Origin of the sequence: Streptomyces pyxinae, from assembly GCF_024756275.1 — a bacterium.
GTDB lineage: Bacteria > Actinomycetota > Actinomycetes > Streptomycetales > Streptomycetaceae > Streptomyces > Streptomyces pyxinae.
Window position 1 is genome coordinate 51,589 of record NZ_JANUGQ010000013.1, and the last position, 21,500, is coordinate 73,088.

A 21,500-nucleotide genomic window follows, 5' to 3' on the forward strand; every position below is an offset into this window, starting at 1 on the left:
GACTGCACAGTAACCACCCGGCCGTACACAGGGAACGGCCGGGTGGCCCCGCCCGGAACCGGTGGGGCCGGACACGCCTCGCCCGGCGTCAGGCCGTAGGAGCCTTCTTGCCGCGCGTGGCGCCACCGCGCCCGCGCAGTGTGACCCCGGATTCGCTCAGCATCCGGTGGACGAATCCGTAGGACCGGCCGGTCTCCTCGGCCAGCGCCCGGATGCTCGCACCGGAGTCGTACTTCTTCTTCAGGTCTGCCGCGAGCTTGTCGCGCGCGGCGCCGGTCACCCGGCTGCCCTTCTTCAGAGTCTCGGCCACCCGTGCCTCCTCATGGGAAGTGCGCTCTGGTCTTCTCATGATCACCCCTCGGGCGCGTCCTGGCCAGCCATTCGACAAGGTCCGTGACACAAGGTTGGGCCGTCCCGGGGCGGGCACCCGCGACGGAATGGTCGCAGCGCCGTGGCAGGAAGTGGGAAAGGCCAGGTCAGGAGCGGGTGGGTGGCGGCGCGGCGCGGCGGAACCGGAAGCGGGGCGTTCGCCGGGTGCCGCGCCGCGATACGAGAGCCGCTCACCCAGATGAAGGATCACGCGTAGGCCGAATGATCGAGACGGCCGCCCGGCGGCCGTCCCGGTGCACCGCGCGGGCGGCCGAACCCCGGTCCGTCACCGGGCCGCACCCGGCCCCGGGGCCGCGTCCGAGCACCGGGCCGCGCCGGGCCCCGCCGGGCGCCGAGGTCCGGGCGGGGCGGCGGGCGAGGGCGTCAGGCGAGGGCCACCAGGTCGGCGTAGTCCGCGCCCCACAGGTCCTCCACGCCGTCCGGCAGCAGGATGATCCGCTCGGGCTGGAGCGCCTCCACCGCGCCCTCGTCGTGGGTGACCAGGACGACCGCGCCCTTGTAGGTGCGCAGGGCGCCGAGGATCTCCTCGCGGCTGGCCGGGTCGAGGTTGTTGGTCGGCTCGTCGAGGAGCAGCACATTGGCGGAGGAGACGACCAGGGTGGCGAGCGCCAGCCGGGTCTTCTCACCGCCGGAGAGCACCCCGGCGGGCTTGTCGACGTCGTCGCCCGAGAAGAGGAACGAGCCGAGCACCTTGCGCACCTCGACCAGATCGAGGTCGGGTGCCGAGGAGCGCATGTTCTCCAGGACGGTCCGGTCGGGGTCCAGGGTCTCGTGCTCCTGGGCGTAGTAGCCGAGCTTGAGGCCGTGGCCCGGGGTGACCGCGCCGGTGTCGGGCTGCTCGACGCCGCCGAGCAACCGGAGCAGGGTCGTCTTGCCGGCGCCGTTGAGGCCGAGGATGACGACCCGGGAGCCCTTGTCGATGGCGAGGCTCACATCGGTGAAGATCTCCAGCGAGCCGTACGACTTGGAGAGCCCCTCGGCGGTGAGCGGGGTCTTGCCGCAGGGCGCGGGCTCCGGGAAGCGGAGCTTGGCGACCTTGTCCGCGATCCGGACGTCCTCCAGGCCGGAGAGCAGCCGCTCGGCGCGCTTGGCCATGTTCTGCGCGGCGACCGTCTTGGTGGCCTTGGCGCGCATCTTGTCGGCCTGGGCGTTGAGCGCCGCCGCCTTCTTCTCGGCGTTCTGCCGCTCGCGGTTGCGGCGCTTCTCGTCGGCCTCGCGCTGGGCCTGGTAGAGCTTCCAGCCCATGTTGTAGACGTCGATCCGGGAGCGGTTGGCGTCCAGGTAGAACACCTTGTTGACGACCGTCTCGACCAGGTCGACGTCGTGGGAGATGACCACGAAGCCGCCGCGGTAGGTCTTGAGGTAGTCGCGCAGCCAGACGATCGAGTCGGCGTCGAGGTGGTTGGTGGGCTCGTCCAGCAGCAGGGTGTCGGCGTCCGAGAAGAGGATCCGGGCCAGCTCGACCCGGCGGCGCTGACCACCGGAGAGGGTGTGCAGCGGCTGGCCCAGGATCCGGTCGGGCAGCCCGAGGGCGGCGGCGATGGTGGCCGCCTCGGCCTCGGCGGCGTACCCGCCCTTGGTGAGGAACTCGGTCTCCTGGCGCTCGTACTGCCGCAGCGCCTTCTCACGGGTGGCGCCCTGGCCGGTGGCGATGCGCTCCTCGTTCATCCGCATCTTGCGGATGAGGACGTCGAGCCCCCGGGCGGAGAGCACCCGGTCGCGGGCGAGCACATCGAGGTCGCCGGTGCGCGGGTCCTGCGGGAGGTAGCCGACCTCACCGGAGCGGGCGATGGTGCCGCCGGCCGGCACGCCCTCGCCGGCGAGGCACTTGGTGAGCGTGGTCTTGCCGGCGCCGTTCCGGCCGACCAGGCCGATGCGGTCGCCCTTGGCGATGCGGAAGGAAGCGGATTCGAGGAGGACGCGCGCGCCGGCGCGCAGCTCGATACCGGAGGCGGTGATCACGGACAGACTCCAGGACGGCGGTGAGGAGGGCGGAAGGACTGCGTGGCGGGGCTTCGACGCCGCTCTAATGCGCGAGGAGAATGGCCATACGGGCCAGTCTAACGGGCGGTTGCAACTGCTTTTCCGCCTTTGGAGCACCCGCGGGGGCGGGGTGCGGACGGGGTGGCGACACGGCGGGAACGGGCGCGGCGGGAGGGACGGCGGGGGCGCGGGCGGGGGGGGGCGGCCGGGCCTCCGCCGCCGGGGGCCCGGAGCCGTCGGGCCGAGCGGTCCGGGGGCCGTCGTACCTGGTCAGGGGTGGTGCCGGGGCTGCCGGAGGGCCGTTGTCAGTGGGGGGTGCCAGACTGTTTCGCGGCTGAGATCCAGATCACAGATCGCGGAGCACCGACCGTGGGACGCCGATCGCGGGACATCGATCGCGGCCGGGCCGCGCGGCCGCGTGTGCTGCGCCGGGGCGCCGGGCCCGGGCGGGCGGACGCGGGCACGCGGCCGAGGAGTGAGCCGGGAAGCGAGTGAGGAGTGAGTGGCATGGCGGACGCACCGAGCATCTGTCCGACGATCCTGTTCACCGACGCCAAGGCGGCGATCAGGACCCTGAAGGAGGCGTTCGGTTTCACCGAGCGCAGCCTGTTCGAGGGGGAGGACGGCACCGTCCTCCACGCCGAGCTGGCCTATGGCAACGGCGTGGTGATGGTCGGCTCCCGGGGGCGCGGCGGGGTCTTCGACAAGACGATGGCCGACGCCGGTCCGACCGGGGTGTACGTGGTCGTGGCGGATGTGGACGCGCACCACGCCCGGGCGGCCGAGCACGGCGTGGAGATAGTGATGCCGCCCACCGACCAGGACTACGGCGGGCGGGACTACATGGCGCGCGACGCCGAGGGCAACGTCTGGAGCTTCGGGACGTACGCCCCCGGCGCGGCCGGCTAGGGCGGGGCGGGCGCCCCCGGCGCGGCCGGCCGTGACCGGCTGGTGCGGGCCGGCCGCGCGGGGGGCTGCCGGGGGCGCCGGGTCAGGCGCCTCCGGTGTGCACCTGGAAGGCCGCGCGGCGCACGGCCTTGGCGAGCGCGGGATCGGGGTGCGCGGCCGCGAGGGCGACCAGCACCTGGACGGTCCGGGGGTGGTTGACGGCCCGGACCTCGTCCAGCAGGGCGGGCACGGTGCCCTGCACGGCGGAGTCCAGATGCCGGACGAGCAGGGTGCTCTCGCCGTGGTCGGCGACGGCCGCCGCGGTGTCCACCCAGAGCCAGGTGGCCTCCTCGCGGGTGAGCACCTCGGTCGCCTCGTCCGGGTCGGCGCCCTCGTGCTCCGCCAGCCAGAGCAGCGCGTAGGGGCGCAGCGGCACCTCGTCCGCGACCGCCCGTACGTCCGCCTCGGCGGCGCCGCCGACCACCCGCAACGCCTCGAAGGCCAGACCGCGCAGCAGGGCGTCGTCGCCCCGGGCGACGGCGAGCAGTTCGGTGACCGCGCTGCCGACCGTCCGGGCGGCCAGCCAGGCGCGGTACTCGGTCCGGGCCGGGCCGGGGGTGAGCCGGGCGCAGGCGCGCAGCATGTCCTCGGCGGACTGCTCGATGTGCCCGGCGGGGCTCTGCGCGGCCACGCAGATCTGCTCCAGCTTGACCCAGACCGCCCAGTTGCCGAGCGGGGTCAGGGTGGCGTGGCCGGCGCCGAGGGTGAGGGCGCCGACCGCCCCGAGCCCGTCCAGCGCCCAGTCGAGCAGGAGGGCGAGCGAGTCGGGGCCGGGGAGCGGCTGGGGGCGGGGGCCGTCCGGCACCTCACAGCGCTCCTCGCGCAGCTCCGCCACCCGCTGCTGGAGCAGATCGAGCAGGGCGGGCACCTGGACCGGCCCGGCCGAGAGCTGAAGAAGGGAGAGGACCTGGGGGACGGCCTCCACGACCTCGGCGACCGCCGCCGTGGCGGCGCCGTCCGGGGCCGGGTGGACGAGCGACCAGGCGTCGAAGAGGGCGACCCAGCCGCGCAGCACCGCCGTGTCGTCGCGGTCCCAGGCCCGCAGCCGCCAGCCGGGCCGGGCGGTGTCGCCGTGCAGTTCGACGAGACCGGCGAGGCGCGCGCGGTCCCAGCCGGCCCGCACCTGGTCCACCGTCAGCCCGAGCGCCTGGGCGGCCCGTTCGGTGGCGGTGGCCGGCCGGGCGGCGGTGGGGGCGGCCGGGCCGGTCTCCCGGTGGACGGCGGCCCAGCGGGCGATCCGGACGGCGTCCGCGAGGACCGCCCGGGCCTGACGGGCGAGCTCCGCCGGGGGCGGGGTGCCCTCCGGGGGGCGCGAGGCCGGCCGCGTGCGCCGGGTCGTCACAGCCCGCCGGGCCGTGGTCAGGGGCCGCGGACGGACGAGTCGGAGTCTGGAATTGCGCGCCAGTTGCTCTTCAGGCTTTCGAGACGTCACAGGAACAGTCTTCCCGGTGACAGCCCGAAAGCCCAAACGGAATGGCGGACGCCGGGGCGGTGCGCCGGACGGAGGGGACGGGTGGTACAAGACGGCCCGTCACACCCTCCTGGGGCCGGTGGGACCCGGCGGGGCGGGGGCGCACAGGGGTGGTGAGGAATCGCGAAGGTGGTGAGAGGTGGTGAGGAGTCCCCGGGGCGATGAGAGGTGGGGCGAGAGAAAGTGAGGCGCGGGGCGGGACCGGCGGGGCGCGGAAAGGGACCGGCGGGGTCAGACGAGCGGGGTGAGGAAGCGGCGCAGGGTCTCCTCGTAGCCGGCGGGGTCGGCGTTCCACATCGCGGCGTGCGGCGCGTCGGGGACGGTGTGGAGGGTGACCAGGTCCGGCCGGAGATCGGCGAGGACGCGGCTGCTGCGCCAGGGGGCGACCCGGTCGCCCGGGCCGTGCACCAGCAGGGTCGGCACCCGCAGGGCGGCGGGGTCCGCGACGGCCCGCAGCCGGTCGCCGTGGAGCCCGGTCCGGCCCCGGGCGGCCCGGACGGCGAGCGGCAGCAGGGCGGCCGGGACGTGCCGGGCCGTGGCCAGGGCGCGCAGGGTGACCTCCCAGTCCAGCACCGGTGAGTCCAGCACCAGCCCGGCCACCCGGTCGCGGAGCGCGCTTCCGGCGGCGGCGTGCAGGGCCATGGCCGCGCCGGTGGACCAGCCGTGCAGCACCACCCGCTCGGCGCCCTCGCGCACGGCGAACCGGATGGCGGCGTCCAGGTCGTGCCACTCGGCGTCCCCGAGGTGACCGAGCCCGTCGGCGGAACGGGGCGCGCCCGGGTCGCCGCGATAGGCGAGGTTCAGCACCGGGACCTGCTTGCGGGCGAGGGCGCCCATCACGTTCAGCGGGTGCTCCCGGGTGGCGCCCAGGCCGTGCGCGGTGATCACCCAGGTGGGGCGGGCCCCGGGGACGTACCAGGCGGGGAGCGGGCCGAGCTCGCCGGGCAGCTCGACGTCCCGGTGGTCGAGGCCGAGCGCCTCGGCGGGGGTGCCGCTGTGCACCTGCGGGGTCATCCGCACCCGGTCGCCCGCCTCCAGCCGGCCGTGCGCCACCCGCTCCAGCCGGCGGACCACGGTGTCGGCGGAGTCGGCCGCCCCGGCGAGGACCGGGCCGACCACGGCGTGGACCCCGGGGCCGGTCAGGCCGTACCGCCCGGGGCGCAGCGAGGCCAGACAGCGGCTCAGGGTCACCTGTCCGGCGGCCGTGGCGTGCACGGTCAGCCGGGGTTCGCCGGGGAGCGGACGGCCGGGCGGCGCCTTGAGCGCGGCATCGCTGGCGTACCGTCCGGCGGCCACCGCGGCCGCTCCGGCACCGATCAGGGTGGTGACGGCCGCTGCCGTCGCTGTAGCCGGGCGCATCCTCCCAGTGTCCGCATCCGCCGCCGGGACTGCCAGCGGGTGACCGTGGCGGGGTGAAGCCGGTCCGCGCGGGCGGCGGCCGGTACGGCCCCGCCGGGCGGGGTCACTCCGGCCGGCCCGAGTCCCGGCCGTTGTCCTGACCGTAGTCCTGATAGGCGTCGGCGGCCTCGGCGAGCTGGTCCGGGGTGAGCAGGGCGGGGGCGCGGCCGGGCACCGAGGCGGCGGCCAGCCAGACCCGGCACATCCACTCCAGCTGGGCCGTGCGGTCGTACGCCTGGTCGAGGGTGTCCCCGTAGGTGACGGCGCCGTGGTTGGCGAGCAGACAGCCGGTGCGGCCGGCGAGCGCCGCCAGCACGTTCCGGGCCAGTTCGGGGCTGCCGTAGCGGGCGTAGCGCGCCACCCGGGGCGGGCCGCCGAGCACCGCCGCCAGATAGTGGACCGGCGGAAGCTCGGCCACCAGGGTGGAGACGGCCGTGGCGTGCACGGCGTGGGTGTGCACCACCGCCCGGGCCGGGGTGTGCCGGTGGAGTGCCAGGTGCAGGGGGAGTTCGCTGGTGGGCGCGAGGGTGCCGCGCACCCGCCGGCCGCCGAGATCGACGGCGAGCAGGTCGTCCGCGCCGAGCCGGTCACAGGGCACTCCGGTCGGGGTGACCAGGACCAGCTCCCCGACCCGTACCGAGACATTGCCGGAGGTGCCGACGACCAGCCCGTCCCGCACCGTCCGGCGCGCGGTCTCCACCAGCGCCGCCCAGCCCGCCGCGAGCGCGTCGTCAGGGGGCGTCTCGTCCGGGGACACGTCGTCCGCGAGCCGCCGCCGTTCTTGCCGCACCTCGTCCCGCCGCCCCTCGTCCCGCGCTCCTTCGTCCCGCCGCACCTCGTCCCGCCGCCCCTCGCCCCGTGATCCCTCGTCCTGCCGCCGCCCGCCCCGGTGTGTCATGGCATCGATCCTGGCAGGCGCGACGGAGCGGCTGTGGGGGCAGTCACCACGCCGCCCGGTCCAGTTCACCTTCCGTTCACTCAGGTTGCCTACGTTCGCCGCACCATTGACGTCGAACGATTGCCTGGGTAAATGGAACACATCACGCTGCTGCTCGCCATTGTGGTTGTGACAGCTCTCGTGTTCGATTTCACGAACGGTTTCCATGACACCGCCAACGCGATGGCCACCACCATCTCGACCGGCGCCCTGAAGCCCAAGACGGCGGTGGCCATGTCCGCCGCGCTCAACCTGGTCGGCGCGTTCCTGTCCGTCGAGGTCGCCAAGACGATCTCCGGCGGGATCATCAACGAGTCCGGCATCAGAACCGAAGTGATCTTCGCGGCACTCGTCGGCGCCATCCTGTGGAACCTGCTGACCTGGCTGCTCGGACTGCCGTCCAGTTCCTCCCACGCACTCTTCGGCGGCCTGATCGGCGCGGCCGTGATGTCGGCCGGCTGGTCCTCGGTGAACGGCGGCACCGTCGTCACCAAGGTGCTGCTCCCCGCCGTGGCCGCCCCGGTGGTGGCGGGCCTCGCCGCGATGCTGGCCACCCGGCTGACGTACCGGATCGGCGCGGGCACCGACGAGAAGGCCACCGCCAAGGGCTACCGGGCCGGCCAGATCGCCTCCGCCGGTCTGGTCTCGCTCGCCCACGGCACCAATGACGCGCAGAAGACGATGGGCGTCATCACCCTGGCCCTGGTCACCGGCGGCGTCCTGGCGCCCGGCTCCAACCCGCCGCTCTGGGTGATCGTCTCGGCCGGTATGGCCATCGCGCTCGGCACCTACCTGGGCGGCTGGCGGATCATCCGCACCATGGGCAAGGGCCTCACCGACCTGCGGCCGCAGCAGGGCTTCGCTGCCCAGACCGGCGCCGCCACCGTCATCCTGGCCTCCTCGCACCTGGGCTTCTCGCTCTCCACCACCCAGTCCTGCTCCGGCGCCGTGATGGGCGCGGGCCTCGGCCGCAAGGGCGGGGTGGTCCGCTGGTCGACCGCCACCCGGATGTTCGTCGCCTGGGGCCTGACCCTGCCGGCCGCCGGCCTGGTGGGCGCCGGGGCCGAGTTCCTGACCCAGCAGGGCACCTGGGGCGTCGCGGTGGTGGCCGTGCTGCTCATCGCCGGTTCGGGCGCCATCTGGCTGGCCTCCCGCCGCAAGCCGGTCGACCACAACGACGTGATGAACGAGGCGACGGACGAGGTGGCGACCGGCCGGACCCCGGTCGCGGCCGGCGGACCCGCCGTCGCGGCGGAGCCGGCCGGTGTGGTCACCACGGCCATCGCGGCCGTCTCGCCGCCGCCGACCGCGACCGCCCTCGCCGTGCCGCTCCAGCGCTCCGAGGCGCCGGACCTGACGGCCTCCCCCATTCCGGCACCGGTATCCGCCGTCGCCGTGTCCGACCCGGCGCCCGTCGCCACGGTGTGAGGAAGACAGCAGCATGAAGATCGACTGGGCAGCTCTCGGCTCCGTGTTCGGCGTGAGCCTCGTGGTCACCGTGGCGCTGGTGGGCCTGTTCACCATGGGCGTCGTCGGCCTCGCCCGCCAGGAGGCGGCCGTCGCCCGGGGCGGCTCGGCCGCCCCCGCCCGGATCGGGGCCTACGCCTGCTTCGCGCTCTGCGCGGCGGCGGTGGCGTACGGCATCTTCCTGATCGTGGCGTGAGCCCGCGCCGTTCGGCGGTGCGAGACGCGGTGTGAGCCCGAGCCGCGCCCCTGTGCCCGTACCGGAGGTCTCCGGTACGGGCACAGGCATGTCCGGGGCCGGGCGGTCAGGGCGCGTGGGCGGGCATGCCGGGTGGCCGGGGGCGGGCACGGCCGGGGCGGGTGCCGCCGGGCGGACGGACGGATGCGGAGGGGCCGGTGTGGGGCTGCGCACACCGGCCCCTTCGCAGGTCAACAGCAAGTTGACGGGCCTTCGCGGGGCGTGGTGGACTGCCGGGGCCCATAACGGCGGCAGGAGAGGAAGCCGGTGCGAATCCGGCGCGGTCCCGCCACTGTCACCGGGGCGCGCGGACCGCACGCCCCGGGAGCCAGGAACTCTCGCCGCCGGTTCCGTCGAGCCAGGGCGCGGACCCTGAGTGAGGACATCGCCCATGCCCGGCTGCCCTGCTGCCCCCTCACCCGGCTCCGCCTTCCCCCGGCCGGGCCTCCGCGGTATCCGGGCGGGTCGGCCGGATGCGCAGTGACCGGATATTCGTCTGCGGTGCCCTCGCCGGTTTCGCCGCGGACCTGCTGATCGGAGACCCCCGCCGGGGCCACCCCGTCGCCGCCTTCGGCCGGATCGCCGGGGGCGTGGAACGGCGGCTGTGGCACGACCACCGGGGCTGGGGCACGCTGCACGCCCTGGTGTGCGCCGGGGGCGCGGCGGGTGCCGCCGCCCTGGCCGCGCGCGCCGTACGCGGCCGGCCGGGCCATCCGTCCCGGGCCCGGGCGGCCGGCTCGGTGGCGCTGACCGCCGCCGCCGTCTGGGCGGTGACCGGCGGGACCTCGCTGGGCCGGGAGGCGCGGGCGATCGGCGGGGCGCTGGAGGCCGGGGACGTGGCGGTGGCCCGGGAGCGGCTGCCACACCTCTGCGGGCGCGACCCGCAGGCGCTGGACGGGCCCGCCATCGCCCGCGCGGTGGTGGAGTCGGTCGCGGAGAACACCTCGGACGCCGTGGTCGGCGCCCTGGTCTGGGGCGCCGTCGGCGGGGTGCCGGGGCTGGTGGCGTTCCGGGCGGTCAACACGCTGGACGCCATGGTCGGACACAAGTCGCCGCGCCACCGCCGGTTCGGCTGGGCCTCGGCCCGGCTGGACGACCTGGCGGGGGCTCCGGGCGCCCGGCTGACGGCGGCCCTGGCGGCCGTGGCGGGCGGTGATCCGCGCGGGGCGGTACGCGCCTGGCGGGCGGACGCGTCCCGGCACCCGAGCCCCAACGCGGGCCCGGTGGAGGCGTCCTTCGCGGGCGCCCTGGGGGTACGGCTCGGCGGCACCCTGGCGTACGGCGGCCGGGTCGAGCACCGGCCGGTGCTGAACGCGGCCGGGCGCGCCGTGGCGGTGGCCGACATCGAGCGGGCGGTCCGGCTCTCCCGCCGGGTGGGCCTGCTGGCCCTGGCGGTCTGCGCGGGCGGCCGGGCGGTGCTCGGAGCCGTACGGGCACGGGGCGGCGGAGCCGTACCGGCGGCGGGCGGCGGCGCCGTACGGGCCTCGGGCGGCGCAGCCGTACGGGCATGGAGCAGTGGAGCCGTACGGGCACGGGGCCGGGCGGCCGGGAAGCGGAGGGGCGCATGAGCGGGGGGCTGCTGGTCGCGGGCACCACGTCGGACGCGGGCAAGAGCGTGGTCACCGCCGGGATCTGCCGCTGGCTGGTCCGGCAGGGCGTGAAGGTCGCGCCGTTCAAGGGCCAGAACATGTCGCTCAACTCCTTCGTCACCCGGGAGGGCGCGGAGATCGGCCGGGCGCAGGCGATGCAGGCGCGGGCCGCCCGGGTGGAGCCGACGGCGCTGATGAACCCGGTACTGCTCAAGCCGGGCGGCGACCGGACGAGCCAGGTGGTGCTGCTGGGCAGGCCGGTGGGCGAGATGAGCGCCCGGGGCTACCACGGCGGCCGGCAGCGGGAGCTGTTCGAGCCGGTCCTGGCCTGTCTGGAGGAGCTGCGGAGCACGTACGACGCGGTGATCTGCGAGGGGGCGGGCAGCCCGGCCGAGATCAATCTGCGCCGTACCGACATCGTGAACATGGGCATCGCGCGGGCCGCCCGGCTGCCGGTGGTGGTGGTCGGGGACATCGACCGGGGCGGGGTCTTCGCCCAGTTCTTCGGCACCACCGCGCTGCTGGCGCCGGAGGACCAGGAGCTGGTCGCCGGCTATCTGGTCAACAAGTTCCGGGGCGACGTCTCGCTGCTCGAACCCGGTCTGGAGATGCTGCGCGGGCTGACCGGGCGGCCCTCGCTCGGGGTGCTGCCGTACGCCCACGGCCTCGGCATCGACGAGGAGGACGGGCTGCGGGTGTCGCTGCGCGGGGCGGTCCGGGAGTCGGTGGTCGCGCCGCCGCTCGGGGACGAGCTGCTGCGGGTCGCGGTCTGTGCCGTGCCGCTGATGTCCAACTTCACCGATGTGGACGCGCTGGCCGCCGAGCCGGGTGTGGTGGTGCGGTTCGTGGACCGGCCCGAGGAGCTGGCCGACGCCGATCTGGCGGTGGTGCCCGGCACCCGGGGCACCGTCCGGGCCCTGGCCTGGCTGCGCGCACGCGGGCTGGCCGGGGCGCTGGCCCGGCGCGCGGCGGAGGGCCGGCCGGTGCTGGGCGTCTGCGGCGGCTTCCAGCTGCTGGGCGAGCGCATCGTGGACGAGGTCGAGTCCCGGGCCGGCGAGGTCGAGGGCCTGGGCCTGCTGCCGGTACGGGTGCGGTTCGCCCGCGAGAAGACGCTGGCCCGGCCGGTGGGCGAGGCGCTCGGTGAGCCGGTGGAGGGGTACGAGATCCACCACGGCGTCGCCGAGGTGCTGGGCGGCGAACCGTTCCTGGACGGCTGCCGGGTCGGCGCGGTCTGGGGCACCCACTGGCACGGCTCGCTGGAGAGCGACGGCTTCCGCCGGGCGTTTCTGCGCGCGGTGGCGGCGGCGGCCGGGCGGCGGTTCGTCCCGGCCCCGGACACCTCCTTCGGCGTGCTGCGCGAGGAGCAGCTCGACCGGCTCGGCGACCTGATCGAGGAGCACGCCGACACCGGGGCGCTGCTCCGGCTGATCGAGCAGGGCCCGCCGCCGGGTCTCCCCTTCGTCCCGCCGGGGGCGCCGGCGTACCCGGAGCCCCGGCCGGAGACACCCGCGCGCCCGGAAGGGCCGTACCCGGGGGTCCCGGAGCCGTCTCCGTCCCCGGGGGAGCCGGGAGACCCGCAGCCGTCTCCGTCGCCGAGGGGCCCGGGGGCGCCTGTGCGCTTGGTGGGCCCGTCCCCAGAGCCGTCCGCGTCGCCGGGGGGCCCGGGAGAGCCGGGGGACCCGTACCCGCAGCCGCCTGCCTCCCCGGAGGCCCGGCCGGAAGCGCCCACGCGCCCGGTGGGCCCCCGCCCGGAACCGTCCGCCGCCCCGGAGAACCCGGGAGCGCCCGGGCGCCCGGAGGGCCCGTGTCCCGGGGTCCCGGAGTCGTCTGCCTCCCCGGAGGGCCTGCGCCCAGGAGGGCCCGGGGTCCCGAGAGACCCGGAAGGCCCGTTCCCGGAGGATCCGGCGGCCCCCGGAGCCCCGGGAGGTTCCGGGTGAGCGCCGCCGTCTCGTCCATGGGCCCGGGCCGCCCGTCGGCCCGTTCCGCCCCTTTCGTGATTCTTCCGTCCGCGCCGGGACCGGTCATGGTCCGCCCGGCGCAGAGCCCCGGAGTGCCCCGATGACCACTTCTGCCGCCCCGACCACCGCGGCGCTCGCGCCCCACTACCCCTTCACCGCCGTCGTCGGCATGGACGACCTGCGGCTGGCGCTGCTGCTCAACGCGGTCTCGCCGGCCGTCGGCGGGGTGCTGGTGCGCGGCGAGAAGGGCACCGCCAAGTCGACGGCGGTGCGCGCGCTCGCGGCGCTGATGCCGGAGCTGGCGGTGGTCCCGGGCTGCCGGTTCTCCTGCGCGCCCGCCGCCCCGGACCCGCGCTGCCCGGACGGCCCGCACGAGCCGGGCCCGGGGGTGACCCGGCCGGCCCGGATGGTGGAGCTGCCGGTCGGCGCCTCCGAGGACCGGCTGGTGGGCGCGCTCGACATCGAGCGGGCGCTCTCCGAGGGCGTCAAGGCGTTCGAGCCCGGGCTGCTGGCCGACGCCCACCGGGGCGTGCTCTACGTGGACGAGGTCAATCTGCTCCACGACCACCTGGTCGACCTGCTGCTCGACGCGGCGGCGATGGGCTCCTCGTACGTGGAGCGGGAGGGCGTCTCGGTCCGGCACGCCGCCCGGTTCCTGCTGGTCGGCACGATGAACCCGGAGGAGGGCGAGCTGCGGCCGCAGCTGCTCGACCGGTTCGGGCTCACCGTGGAGGTGGCCGCCTCCCGGGAGCCGGACCAGCGGGTCGAGGTGGTGCGGCGGCGGCTGGCGTACGACGACGACCCGGCCGGCTTCGCGGCGCGCTGGGCCTGTGAGGAGGCCGCGCTGCGGGAGCGCGTGGTGGCGGCCAGGGCGCTGCTGCCCGGGGTGCGGCTCGGGGACGGGGCGCTCCGCCAGATCGCGGCCACCTGTGCGGCGTTCGAGGTGGACGGGATGCGCGCCGACATCGTGATGGCCCGGACCGCGACCGCGCTGGCCGCCTGGGCCGGGCGGGACCGGGTGGCCTCGGAGGACGTACGGCAGGCGGCGCTGCTGGCGCTGCCGCACCGGCGGCGGCGCAACCCGTTCGACGCGCCGGGACTGGACGAGGAGAAGCTCGACGAGGTGCTGGAGCGCTTCGGCGAGGAGGACGAGCCGGAGCCGGACCCCGAGCCGGAGAACCCGGTGGATCCCGATGCCGGCCCTGACGACTCCGACGGTCCTGACGGCCCCGACGGCGGCGGCCCGGACGGGGGCGCTCCGGACGATGGGCCCGACGGTGGCCCGGGCGGCGGCCCGGCCCCCGAGACGCCCGGTCCCGAGGTACCGCCGCAGGCCGACGGGCCGGAGGAGCCGGCGGCCGACGGTCCGGACGGGACGCCCCAGGAGACTCCGCCGGCCGGGGCTCCCGCCCCCGGGGCCGGGGAGCAGGCCCCGGTCCGGGCGGCGGAGCCGTTCCGCACCAGGGTGCTGAGCGTCCCGGGGCTGGGCGAGGGCGCGGCCGGGCGGCGTTCCCGGGCGCGTACCGAGCACGGCCGGACCACCGGGGCGCGGCGGCCCCGGGGCGCGCTGACCAAGCTGCACCTGGCCGCCACCGTGCACGCCGCCGCGCCGCACCAGCGGAGCCGGGGGCGCAGCGGGCCCGGGCTCGTGGTGCGCCGGGACGATCTGCGCCAGGCCACCCGGGAGGGGCGCGAGGGCAATCTGGTGCTCTTCGCGGTGGACGCCTCCGGGTCGATGGCTGCGCGCAAGCGGATGGGCGCGGTGAAGGGCGCGGTGCTCTCGCTGCTGCTCGACGCCTACCAGCGGCGCGACAAGGTGGGGCTGATCACCTTCCGGGGCTCCGGCGCCGAACTCGTGCTGCCGCCCACCTCCTCGGTGGACGCGGCGGCGACCCGGCTGGAGCGGCTGCCGACCGGTGGCCGCACCCCGCTGGGCGCCGGGCTGCTGAAGGCCCATGACACCCTGCGGGTCGAGCGGCTGCGGGACCCCTCGCGCCGGCCGCTGCTGGTCGTCGTCACCGACGGCCGGGCCACCGGGGGCCGCGAGCCGCTGGCGTTCGCCGCCCGGGCGGCCGGGCTGCACGCCGCCGAGGGCACCGCCTCCGTGGTGGTCGACTGCGAGACGGGACCGGTGCGGCTGGGGCTGGCCGGGGAGCTGGCCCGGGCCTTGGGCGGTACCGCCGTCACCCTGGACGAGCTGCGCGCCGACGCCATCGCCGGGGTGGTGCGGGACGCCCGGGACGCCGACGCGGGGGCCGTACGGGCCACCCGGGCCGGACGGGGCGCACGGACCGGGGGCGCCCGGGCCGGAGCCGGCGGGCGGGTCGCGTGAGCGCGCCGCCGGGCAGCACGAGGACCACGCTCACCGCGAGCACCACCACGACAGGAACCACCAGGACCACCGGGAGGGCCGGGTAATGCCGCAGGGACAGCCGACCGTCGTACCGCAGGACGGCCTGACCACCCGTCAGCGCCGCAACCGGCCGCTGGTGATGGTGCACACCGGCGTCGGCAAGGGGAAGTCCACCGCCGCCTTCGGGATGGCGCTGCGCGCCTGGAACCAGGGCTGGCCGGTCGGGGTCTTCCAGTTCGTCAAGTCGGCCAAGTGGAAGGTCGGCGAGGAGAACGCGCTGAAGGCGCTGGGTGCCACCGGCCAGGGCGGCCCGGTGACCTGGCACAAGATGGGCGAGGGCTGGTCCTGGATCCAGCGCCCGACGGCCGAGGGCGAGCCCTCCCACGAGGAGAAGGCGCGCGAGGGCTGGGAGCAGGTCAAGCGGGACCTGGCGGCGGAGACGTACGAGTTCTACGTGCTGGACGAGTTCGCCTATCTGCTCCACTGGGGCTGGGTGGACACCGCCGAGGTGATCGAGGTGCTGCGGAACCGGCCCGGCCGCCAGCATGTGGTGATCACCGGCCGCAACGCCCCGGCCGAGCTGTGCGACTTCGCGGACCTGGTCACCGACATGTCCAAGGTGAAGCACCCGATGGACGCCGGGCAGAAGGGCCAGCGGGGCATCGAGTGGTAGCACGTCTCGTCATCGCCGCGCCCTCCTCCGGCGCGGGCAAGACCACGGTGGCCACCGGTCTGATGGCCGCGCTCGCCGGCCGGGGGCTCGCGGTGTCCCCGCACAAGGTGGGCCCGGACTACATCGACCCGGGCTACCACGCGCTGGCCACCGGCCGGCCGGGCCGCAACCTGGACGCCTTCATGTGCGGTACGGCGCTGGTCGCCCCGCTCTTCGCGCACGGCGCGCGCGGCTGCGACGTGGCCGTGGTGGAGGGCGTGATGGGCCTCTACGACGGCGCCGCCGACCAGGGCGAGCTGGCCTCCACCGCGCAGGTGGCGAAGATCCTGCGGGCGCCGGTGGTGCTGGTGGTGGACGCCTCCTCGCAGTCCCGCTCGGTGGCGGCGCTGGTGCACGGCTTCGCCTCCTGGGACCCGGAGGTGCGCATCGGCGGGGTGATCCTCAACAAGGTGGCCACCGACCGGCACGAGCACCTGCTCCGGGAGGCGCTGGGCGGCTCCGGGGTGCCGGTGCTCGGGGTACTGCGCCGGGCGCCCGCCGTGGCCACGCCCTCCCGCCATCTGGGCCTGGTCCCGGTGGCCGAGCGGCAGGCCGAGGCGGTGGACGCGGTGGCCGCCCAGGCCGAACAGGTGCGCGCCGGCTGCGACCTGGACGCCCTGCTGGCCCTGGCCGGGTCCGCTCCCCCGCTGCCGGACGCCCCCTGGGACCCGGTGGCGGCGCTGGCGGCCGGGGCCGGGGCGGAGGCGGCCGGGGCCGAGGCGCAAGGGCCCGGGGCCGGGGTGGTCCCGGTCGGCGGGCGGCCGGTGGTGGCGGTGGCGGGCGGGGCGGCGTTCACCTTCTCGTACGCCGAGAACGCCGAGCTGCTGGCCGCCGCCGGGGCCGAGGTGGTGCCCTTCGACCCGCTGCGGGACGAGAAGCTGCCGGACGGCACCCGGGGTCTGGTGATCGGCGGGGGCTTCCCCGAGGTGTACGGCTCCGAGCTCTCCGCCAACGCGGCGCTGCGCGAGGCGGTGGCCGCGCTGGCCCGGGAGGGCGCCCCGGTCGCCGCCGAGTGCGCCGGACTGCTCTATCTGGCCCGGTCGCTGGACGGCCGGCCGATGTGCGGGGTGCTGGACGCGGACGCCCGGATGACCCCCCGGCTGACGCTCGGCTACCGGGACGCGGTGGCGCTGCACGACAGCCCGCTGGCGGCCACGGGCACCCGGATGCGGGGGCACGAGTTCCACCGCACGGTGCTGGAGCCGGGCGCGGGCGAGACCCCGGCCTGGGGGCTGCGGCAGCCAGAGCGGCGGGTGGAGGGCTTCGTCCGGGCGGGGGTGCACGCCAGCTATGTGCACACCCACTGGGCGGCCCTCCCCGCCACGGCCCGCCGGTTCGTCACGGCCTGCGCGCCATGAACCACCGGGACACGGAACCGGCACCGGCCGGGCCGGGCGCGGCGACGACCGGTCCCGGCCCGGTGACGACCGGTCCCGGCCTGGCGACGACCGGTCCCGGCCCGGCGGTGACCGGGCCGGGGCTGGTGGTCGGGGTGGGGGCCGGGTGCGGGGTGACCGCCGGCGCGGTGCTGGAGCTGATCACCGGGACGCTGGCCGCCGCCGGGCTCGCCGCCGCCGAGGTGGTGGCGCTGGCCACGGTCGAGGCCAAGGCGGCCGAACCCGGCCTGCTCGCCGCCGCCGGGCGGCTGGGCGTGCCGCTGCTCCCGCTCCCCGCCGGGCGGCTGGCGGGGATTCCCGTACCGCATCCCTCCCCGGCGGCGCTCACCGCCGTCGGCACCCCCTCGGTGGCGGAGGCCGCCGCGCTGGCGGCCGGCACCGGCGCGGAGCTGCTCGTCCCCAAGCGGAAGGCGGGGCGGGTGACCTGTGCGGTCGCCCGGCTGAAACCGGTCGCGGAGCCGCCCGGCAGACGGCCGGCCGGGCCGCCGCCGGGGTTGCCGGCCCGGCCACCGGGTAAGCCGGTGGCACAGCGGTCACCGGGTGGAGCCGGTCGACCGTGAACCGTAAACCGGTGGACCGGTGGACCGGTGGACCGGTGGACCGGTGGAGCACAGCCACCGGACAGGCCGGTCGCACAGCGGCGTCGAACACAGTCCTGAAAGGCAGTCCGGAAGGACGTCCTGAGACCCGGCCCCGGCCCTGCGCGCGGACCGTCCCGGGCGACCACCCCGGGCGACCGCTCCGGCACCGCCGCTCCGGGCGGCGGCTCCGGCGGCGGAGCGATCGCCCGAGCAGCGGTGTTGCACAACGGCATTGACAACACCGGCCGCACCGGGCTCCTTGGACATGCAGCGCTTCCGGCGGACCGCCACCCACGGTCCGCCGTCCCCACCCCCCTCCCCCACCCCGATGGCGGCCATGCATACCGACACTGACACCCACGACCTGCGTCACCACGGTGACGCCGAGGTACGGGACGAGAAGCTCACCGACCTCGCGGTCAACGTCCGTTCCCACACCCCGCCCGCCTGGCTGCGGGACCGGATCGCGGACTCGCTCACCGGCCTCGCCGCCTATCCCGACGCCCGGGCGGCGCGGGCGGCGGTGGCCGGGCGGCACGGGCTGCCCGTCGAGCACGTGCTGCTCACGGCGGGTGCGGCGGAGGCGTTCGTACTGCTGGCCCGGGCGCTCCGGATACGCCGCCCCGTCGTGGTGCACCCGCAGTTCACCGAGCCCGAGGCGGCGCTCCGGGACGCCGGGCACCGGGTGCGGCGGGTGCTGCTGCGCGCCTCGGACGGCTTCCGGCTCGACCCGGCGGCGGTGCCGGAGGACGCCGATCTGGTCGTCGTGGGCAACCCGACCAACCCCACCTCGGTGCTGCACCCGGCCGCGACCCTGGCCCGGCTGGCCAGGCCGGGACGGACCCTGGTGGTGGACGAGGCGTTCATGGACGCGCTGCCGGGCGAGCCGGAGTCGCTGGCCGGACGGACGGACCTGCCGGGGGTGGTGGTGCTGCGCAGCCTCACCAAGACCTGGGGGCTGGCCGGGCTGCGGATCGGCTATGTGCTGGGCCCGCCCGCCACGATCGCCGCGCTGGAGCGGGCCCAGCCGCTCTGGCCGGTGTCCACGCCCGCGCTGGCGGCGGCCGAGGCGTGCATGACCGGGGCGGCCCTGGCCGAGGCCGAGCAGGCGGCGCACCGGATCGGTGTGGAGCGGGACCATCTGCTGGCCGGGCTCGCGGAGTTCGACGAGGTACGGGTGGTGACCCCGGCGGCCGGGCCCTTCGTGCTGGTCCGGATCGAGGGCGCGGCGGCGGTACGGGAGCGGCTGCGGTCCCTGGGCTTCGCGGCCCGGCGCGGTGACACCTTCCCGGGTCTGGGCCCCGAGTGGCTGCGGCTGGCGGTGCGCGACCGGGCCACCACCAACCGGTTCCTCCAGGCGCTGGACCAGGCCCTGGTGATGGCGGGGTGCACCTCGGCCGAGCGCTGAGCCCCCACCCGGGTACCCGGCCCGGCGGGCCCTGTCCCCGCTCCGGCCGGGTCCCGGTCGGCCACGGGCGCGTACCCGCTCCGGTCGCCCTCCGGCCCCTTCTGGGCCCCCGGACCGCCTCGGGTGTCCGGGGCTCCGGGCGTCCGGGGGGCGGCTTCGGCGGCCCGAGATTGCGTCCCGCGCCACCGTGAATTAACTTAGGCCAGCCTAACCTAAGAGAGCGGGACAGCTGTGAGTATCGAGGTCTACCGGGACCCCTGGGGCATCCCGCACCTGCGCGCCGGGAACGCCCGCGAGCTGGCCCATGCCCAGGGCCGGGCCACCGCCCGGGACCGGGCCTGGCAGCTGGAGGTCGAGCGGCACCGCGCCCAGGGCACCACGGCCGCCTTCCTCGGCCCCGACGCGCTCTCCTGGGACCTCTTCGCGCGGCGCGCCCGGCTCACCGACACCGCCCGCCGCTGCTTCGCCGCGCTGGACGAGCCGACCCGGGCCTGGGTGACCGCGTACACCGAGGGTGTCCGCGCCGGACTGCCCGAGGGGGCCCGCCACGCACCAGAGTTCGCCGCGACGGGCCAGGCCCCCGGCCGCTGGGAGCCCTGGACCCCACTGGCGGTCTGGCTCTCCACCCACATCCTCTTCGCGGGCTTTCCCACCAAGCTCTGGCGCGACCGGGTGGCCCGGACGCTGGGCGACGACCGGCTGAATCTGTTCGCCACCGACGGTCCCGGCACGGCGGGCAGCAACGGCTGGCTGATCACCGGGGAACGCACCGCGACCGGGGCCGCGCTGATCGCCGGCGACCCGCACCGGTTCATCGAGGCGCCCGGGGTCTACCAGCAGATCCGGCTCTCCTGCCCGGAGTACGACGTGGTCGGACTGGCCGTGCCGGGGGTCCCGGGACTGGCGCATTTCGGCCACACCGGTTCGGTCGCCTGGGCGATCACCAACGCCATGGCCGACTACCAGGATCTCTACCGGGAGCGGCTGCGGCGCGGCCCCGGCGGGACGGTGGAGGCGCTCGGCCCGGACGGCTGGCGCCCGGCCCCGGCCCACACCGAGGCCGTCGAGGTCAGGGGCGCAGGCCCGGTGACCGTGGAGGTGATCGAGACCGAGCGCGGCCCGGTGATCGTCCCGGACGCCGGAGAGGCCGGGCAGGCCGGAGAGGCCGGGCAGGTCCGGGACACCGGACGGGTTGGGGAGACCGGACGGGTCGGGGAGACCGGACGGGCTGGGGAGACCGGACGGGTCGGGGAGACCGGGGTCGGGGGCACGGGCGCCGGCGGGCCCCGTACCGGCGAGGCCACGGCCGGGGAGCCGACGACCGGCCGGACCGCGACCGGCCGGACCACGACCGGCGATTCCACGGCCGGCGAGTTCGAGGCGATCAGTCTGCGCTATCCGCCCCGGGTCACCGCCGACTCCGGGTTCGCCGCCCTGCCCGCGCTGCTCGCCGCCCGGACCGTGGCCGATGTGGACCGGGCGTTCGACGCCTGGATCGAGCCCGTCAATGTCGTCCAGGCGGCCGACACCGGCGGCGGCACCCTGCACCGGGTGGCCGGATACGTCCCGGTCCGGCACCCGGACAACGCCCTGCGGGTCGTACCGGCCTGGCTGCCCGGCCATGAGTGGCGGGACGGCCGGGAGCCGCTGCCGAGCGCCCCGGTGGACGGGGTGGTGGCGGTGATGGCGAACGCGCGCGGACTGGCCGCCCCGCTGGGAGTGGAGTTCGCGCCCCCGCACCGGGAGCGGCGGATCGCGGCACTGCTGGACGCCTCGAAGGAGTGGACCGGCCCCGGGCAGGCCGCGATCCACATGGACACCCGGCTCGCCTCGGCCCGGCCGCTGCTGGCGCTGCTCGCCGGTCTCGACGGACTCACCCCGGCCGGCCGCGAGCTGCGCGACCGGCTGCTCCGCTGGAACCGCCGGATGGACGCCGACAGCACGGACGCCGGTGCCTTCGCGGCGGTGCGCGGGGCCGTCGTACGCCGGCTCGCCGGGCATCCGGTGTTCGCCGGGCTGACCGAGCCGCCCGCGTACCCGGCGGTCTTCCAGCCCTGGCTGGCCCTGCTGCCCCGGGTGGCGTACGCCCTGGAGACGCTGCTCACCTCCGGTCCGGTCCCGGCGGCCGAGCGACCGGCGCTGGTCCGGGCGGCGCTGGAGGAGGTGGCCGCCGGGGACCCGCCCGCCGCCTGGGGCGACACCCACCGGCTGGCGCCCTGGACGGCGCTGCCGGAGCCCGGGGACGCCCCGGACGCCGACGTCCGGCCGGGGCTGGCCGGCGACCACGACTGCGTACTGGCCACCTCCAGCGTGCCGGGCCTCACCGACCGGGCCTTCCGGGGCCCGGCCGCCCGGTACGTCTGGGACCTGGCCCGCCGCGAGGACAGCCTCTGGGTGGTGCCGCTCGGCGCCTCCGGGGTGCCCGGCGACCCGCACGCCCGGGACCAGCTGCCGCTGTGGCTGGCCGGCGGCCTGGTCCCGGTCGTCACCGACTGGGCGCGGCTCACCCCGGCGGAGACGTACGAGATCCCCGAAACGGGCACCGGCACCGGCACCGCCGACGGCACACCGTAGCGGCGCCGCCCGCCGGGCCCCCGGAGAGCCCGGAGAGCCCGGAAATCCTCCGCGACCACGAAGACCCGCGGTGCCCGAAAGACCCGCGACACCCCTGAG

16 protein-coding genes and 1 riboswitch are annotated in these 21,500 nt (G+C 76.5%); of the genes, 11 read left to right on the forward strand and 5 right to left on the reverse strand.

What is annotated here, in order from left to right:
* Nucleotides 1–88: 88 nt before the first annotated feature.
* Entirely contained in the window at nt 89–310 is a 222-nt protein-coding gene (locus NX801_RS16690) for a helix-turn-helix domain-containing protein (RefSeq protein WP_019885249.1), read from the reverse strand.
* A gap of 443 nt (nt 311–753) precedes the next feature.
* Complete coding sequence (locus NX801_RS16695; RefSeq protein ID WP_258788527.1) at nt 754–2,352, reverse strand: ABC-F family ATP-binding cassette domain-containing protein; 1,599 nt, start codon at nt 2,350–2,352, stop codon at nt 754–756.
* Between the two features lie 528 nt (nt 2,353–2,880).
* Between NX801_RS16695 and NX801_RS16700 the strand changes: the two genes are divergently transcribed.
* A complete protein-coding gene (locus tag NX801_RS16700) occupies nt 2,881–3,282 on the forward strand; it encodes a VOC family protein (RefSeq protein WP_258788528.1) in 402 nt (133 codons plus the stop codon).
* Between the two features lie 82 nt (nt 3,283–3,364).
* Here NX801_RS16700 and NX801_RS16705 read toward each other — a convergent pair whose 3' ends face one another.
* The 3 genes from NX801_RS16705 to NX801_RS16715 all read right to left on the reverse strand — a co-directional run bounded on the left by NX801_RS16705 (nt 3,365) and on the right by NX801_RS16715 (nt 7,088).
* Nucleotides 3,365–4,663: a hypothetical protein gene (locus NX801_RS16705; protein ID WP_258788529.1), complete on the reverse strand. Its 1,299-nt coding sequence runs from the start codon at nt 4,661–4,663 to the stop codon at nt 3,365–3,367.
* 360 nt (nt 4,664–5,023) lie between these two features.
* Nucleotides 5,024–6,151: an alpha/beta hydrolase gene (locus NX801_RS16710; RefSeq protein ID WP_258788530.1), complete on the reverse strand. Its 1,128-nt coding sequence runs from the start codon at nt 6,149–6,151 to the stop codon at nt 5,024–5,026.
* 103 nt (nt 6,152–6,254) lie between these two features.
* Complete coding sequence (locus NX801_RS16715; RefSeq protein ID WP_258788531.1) at nt 6,255–7,088, reverse strand: class II aldolase/adducin family protein; 834 nt, start codon at nt 7,086–7,088, stop codon at nt 6,255–6,257.
* 132 nt (nt 7,089–7,220) lie between these two features.
* Between NX801_RS16715 and NX801_RS16720 the strand changes: the two genes are divergently transcribed.
* The 10 genes from NX801_RS16720 to NX801_RS16765 all read left to right on the forward strand — a co-directional run bounded on the left by NX801_RS16720 (nt 7,221) and on the right by NX801_RS16765 (nt 21,401).
* Nucleotides 7,221–8,555, forward strand: a complete 1,335-nt coding sequence (locus NX801_RS16720) for an inorganic phosphate transporter (RefSeq protein ID WP_258788532.1) — start codon at nt 7,221–7,223, stop codon at nt 8,553–8,555.
* Nucleotides 8,556–8,568: 13 nt separating this feature from the next.
* Nucleotides 8,569–8,790 (forward strand): hypothetical protein, encoded by a 222-nt coding sequence (locus NX801_RS16725; RefSeq protein ID WP_258788533.1) that lies wholly within the window; start codon nt 8,569–8,571, stop codon nt 8,788–8,790.
* A gap of 297 nt (nt 8,791–9,087) precedes the next feature.
* Nucleotides 9,088–9,166: riboswitch (cobalamin riboswitch) on the forward strand.
* Between the two features lie 136 nt (nt 9,167–9,302).
* Nucleotides 9,303–10,397, forward strand: coding sequence for a cobalamin biosynthesis protein (locus tag NX801_RS16730; RefSeq protein ID WP_258788534.1), 1,095 nt, complete (start codon nt 9,303–9,305; stop codon nt 10,395–10,397).
* A complete protein-coding gene (locus NX801_RS16735) occupies nt 10,394–12,355 on the forward strand; it encodes a cobyric acid synthase (RefSeq protein WP_258788535.1) in 1,962 nt (653 codons plus the stop codon). Before NX801_RS16730 ends, NX801_RS16735 begins: the two co-directional genes overlap by 4 nt.
* Before the next feature lie 121 nt (nt 12,356–12,476).
* Nucleotides 12,477–14,708, forward strand: coding sequence for a putative cobaltochelatase (locus NX801_RS16740; protein WP_258788536.1), 2,232 nt, complete (start codon nt 12,477–12,479; stop codon nt 14,706–14,708).
* A gap of 85 nt (nt 14,709–14,793) precedes the next feature.
* The gene (gene cobO, locus NX801_RS16745; RefSeq protein WP_258788537.1) at nt 14,794–15,402 is read left to right on the forward strand and encodes a cob(I)yrinic acid a,c-diamide adenosyltransferase; all 609 of its coding nucleotides are present in this window, start codon (nt 14,794–14,796) and stop codon (nt 15,400–15,402) included.
* Nucleotides 15,396–16,799 (forward strand): cobyrinic acid a,c-diamide synthase CobB, encoded by a 1,404-nt coding sequence (locus tag NX801_RS16750; protein WP_258788538.1) that lies wholly within the window; start codon nt 15,396–15,398, stop codon nt 16,797–16,799. Before cobO ends, NX801_RS16750 begins: the two co-directional genes overlap by 7 nt.
* Nucleotides 16,796–17,398, forward strand: coding sequence for a cobalamin biosynthesis protein (locus NX801_RS31015; RefSeq protein ID WP_428986164.1), 603 nt, complete (start codon nt 16,796–16,798; stop codon nt 17,396–17,398). The genes NX801_RS16750 and NX801_RS31015 overlap by 4 nt, the downstream gene beginning before the upstream one ends.
* Before the next feature lie 358 nt (nt 17,399–17,756).
* Nucleotides 17,757–18,827 carry an Rv2231c family histidinol phosphate aminotransferase CobC gene (gene cobC / locus NX801_RS16760; protein ID WP_258788539.1) on the forward strand — a complete coding sequence of 357 codons (1,071 nt, stop codon included), beginning with the start codon at nt 17,757–17,759 and terminating at the stop codon, nt 18,825–18,827.
* Nucleotides 18,828–19,058: 231 nt separating this feature from the next.
* Nucleotides 19,059–21,401, forward strand: coding sequence for a penicillin acylase family protein (locus tag NX801_RS16765; protein ID WP_258788540.1), 2,343 nt, complete (start codon nt 19,059–19,061; stop codon nt 21,399–21,401).
* Nucleotides 21,402–21,500: the final 99 nt, after the last annotated feature.